This window comes from Mesobacillus sp. (genome assembly GCF_049588175.1).
Lineage (GTDB): Bacteria > Bacillota > Bacilli > Bacillales > Cytobacillaceae > Mesobacillus.
The window spans coordinates 1-3,118 of record NZ_JBAVFI010000718.1 but is presented as its reverse complement, the minus strand read 5'-3'; the positions used below and the strand labels follow the sequence as shown (position 1 = coordinate 3,118).

The 3,118-nt window shown below is 39.4% G+C and carries 3 protein-coding genes and 1 pseudogene; 2 read left to right on the top strand and 2 right to left on the bottom strand.

Annotation, left to right across the window (positions count from 1 at the left end; translation table 11 throughout):
• The coding region (locus tag WB217_RS17480) for a DUF3219 family protein (protein WP_423994567.1) at nt 1-248 on the bottom strand (248 nt) is incomplete at its 3' end.
• A gap of 114 nt (nt 249-362) precedes the next feature.
• Nucleotides 363-1,154 (bottom strand): alpha/beta fold hydrolase, encoded by a 792-nt coding sequence (locus tag WB217_RS17475; RefSeq protein ID WP_423994566.1) that lies wholly within the window; start codon nt 1,152-1,154, stop codon nt 363-365.
• A 184-nt stretch (nt 1,155-1,338) separates the two neighbouring features.
• Between WB217_RS17475 and WB217_RS17470 the strand changes: the two genes are divergently transcribed.
• Both WB217_RS17470 and WB217_RS17465 read left to right on the top strand, forming a co-directional pair.
• Entirely contained in the window at nt 1,339-2,493 is a 1,155-nt protein-coding gene (locus tag WB217_RS17470) for a glycoside hydrolase family 18 protein (RefSeq protein WP_423994565.1), read from the top strand.
• Between the two features lie 108 nt (nt 2,494-2,601).
• Nucleotides 2,602-3,118, top strand: a pseudogene (locus tag WB217_RS17465) (hypothetical protein); the annotation flags it as partial.

Genomic DNA, 3,118 nt, shown 5'->3' with positions numbered 1-3,118 from the left:
CCTACTTTTTCACTTTCATAAAGGTTGGTAACCGAGGTAGAATACTCCAAGATTCTTCCTCGGAACTCCAGGCTGCTTCCAGGCACCATCACTTCAAACTCACCCTCATATAACAAAGTTGTAATATCGTGATATTCATTACTTGTTACCTTGAACTCTATCGAAATTTGAATTAATCCATTTATATTGCTTTCTTCATACTGACTTACCAAGATAACTTGATCATTAAGTATTATTTCCTTTATCATCGTTTAGCCCCTCTCTAAGCAATGGCTGGAACTTATTTTATCATTCTGTTCTTGAGCAATCAAAAAATCGGTTCGTTAAAAAAACCCACCCAAATTCGGGCGGGCAACAACCAATTATATTTTGGCTAAAAAGTCTTCCATAGCCCTTACAAGCTCGGCAGGCTGTTCATACATGCTCATATGACCTGCGCCTTTAATTAAAACTTGTTGAATGTTAGGTTTGTTAATTGTAAACGTCTTATCGGGAGGAATGATTTGATCCTGTTCGCCCGCTACTAAAAGAACAGGCACTCTAGAATCTTCAAGGACATAATTCCGGTTAGGCCTGTCCCTCATTGCCAGTAGTGCGCTTACAACACCCTTAATAGATGTGGACATACCAATCTTTACAGTAGTTTTAATATCGTGTGCATTTAACTCTGAATTAGCTGGTGAGAATAGTTTTTGTGAGAGTCCATTGATGAAAGAATCCATCCCTTCTTCAAGCACTTTCTTAGCGTTGGTTTCTCTGCCTGCCTTAGCTTCATCCGAATCCGGATTGGCCGTGGAATGTATTAATGAAAAACCATTCAAATATTGCGGATATCGCTCAGCAAATGCAAGTGTGATATATCCTCCAAGAGAATGGCCGAACATTGTTACTTCCTTAAGTCCTAATTTATCCAGCAATCCCTTTATCACCCCCGCCAGATCTTCAATCGAAAATTTTCCAAATCCCATTGAAGAGTCTCCATGTCCGGGAAGGTCTATGGCAATAACTCGATTATTTACAGATAGATCAGGCAGCACCTTTTCCCAATAAAGCTTGCTTCCTGCAAATCCATGAATGAGCACGATTGTTTTCCCTTCACCTTTATCAAAATAAGATACTGCTGTACTGCCAACTTCTGTTTTTTTAGATTCCATTTCTTTTGCTCCTATCCTATTGTAATACTTATTTTATTCCCTAGTACGAATTTATTAATCTCTCCGCAGCTTCCTCTTTGCAGAAAATTCCGTTTGCAAAGTAGAAAGGCTGATATTACCACACCTCAACCGCTTGTTTCTCTGTTACAATTTTAAAGTTGAATAATTTCAGGAGGATTCTGATATGAAAAAACGTATCCTGCTCCTAATGGTCGTATTGCTTACCTTCGGTGGAGGTTTTATATCTGGATTACTGTACTCCAGCCAAAATTCTCGGAATGAAAATGTACTTTATACTAGTGAAAATACTCCTCAATCCGTTAAAAATCTAGAACTTAAAGCTGCTCCACAGGCAAAAACACACAATCCAGAAGTGCTGATTGGCTATGTTCAGGACTTTCGCAATCCGGATGAGATTGACTATAAGAATCTGACTCATGTGATATTTTCATTTGCCCATCCAACAGCCGATGGCAAACTCCTATTAAACGGTGATCACGCTCTAAAAAATTTGCGTGCGATTACCGCCAAGGCAAAACAGCATGATACTAAGGTTATTTTAGCAATAGGCGGCTGGTACCATATTAACGGCGGTGAATCCTATGATTATTTTAAAGCTGCTATTTCCAATCCAGCTTCGAGAAAAAAGCTAGTTAATGAGCTTGTTAGTTTGGCAGATAGAGAAAATCTTGATGGGATAGATATCGACTTTGAACATCCCCGTTCAAAGGAAGATGCTCGTTACTTATCTGCATTCTCAAAAGAACTGAGTGCATTGCTTCAGCCAGCAGGCAAAGAGCTTTCCATAGCTGTTAATGCAAAAGTTCATAGTGTTACGGGCACCGAAATCCATTCTGTTGTGTTTGAACCAGAGATGTTCCAGTATTTCGACCATGTCAATTTAATGGCTTATGACGGCCAGTGGGATGGCGAATACAATGCTGCCAATTTATCTCCTTACTCTTATTCTGCTAATATTGTTTCTTATTGGTCGAATCTTTTTGATCAACACGGTTTTTCGAGGGAAAAGCTTGTGTTAGGTGTTCCTCTTTATGCACAGCCTGAGGACCCTGCCATAAAACAGGTTTCATACGAAGCACTCATTCAAAATAATCCCGCAAATGTTACAAGGGATAAAGTCAGCATGAACGGAACTACTTATCATTACAATGGACATGCTACACTCCAAAAGAAAACCAAATTAGCGCTTGACCAAAAGCTAGGCGGAATGATGGTGTGGGAAGCTGGCCTCGACGCTCTAGGACCAAATAGTGCGACTACCATGATTGCTAACGTATTAGAAAATAAAGATGACACACGATTCTATACAAAGAAATAGCTAACTGAAGCCTTTTTGGCTTCTTTTTTTTGCCTTTAGCAAACACGGACACGGATTTGTACCGCTTGAATAAATTAGCAGTAAAGAATATTAGGTGGTGCAATCTGCATGAAATTACCGACTATTTTGGGCGGTCCTATTTTACGAAGGGCTGAACCTTCCTGTATATATATATGGATCGCATTGAGCCGAAAACTAGAATTCGGCGCTGAATTGTTTCACATTCTTGAATCAGAGTCCACTGATCATGTTCAATATCTTCCATTGGATAGCGAACTTGAAACAACGACAATCAAGGCTGGAGAACAGCTCTATGTATCACTTATAAAAATAATGCCTAAGAACGAAACTTTCCCTTCTAATACACTAATTGGCTATAATCTGTTATTTAAAAGGGGAGTTCTCCATCGTGACTTAGGAAGCTTTGATTTACTAACACCCGGTCATTCGGATTCGATTGTATATGGCAATCTCAAATATCCTGCTTTTTATATAGATCACAAGCGTGGACCAAACAGGATTCTATATGGGTCATGCCGGAAACCACATGGCAATGGAAATGATGCATTTTCAGCTGCTGATCTATTATTGAAGGAGCAATATCGAAATCTTTCCGAACGCCCAA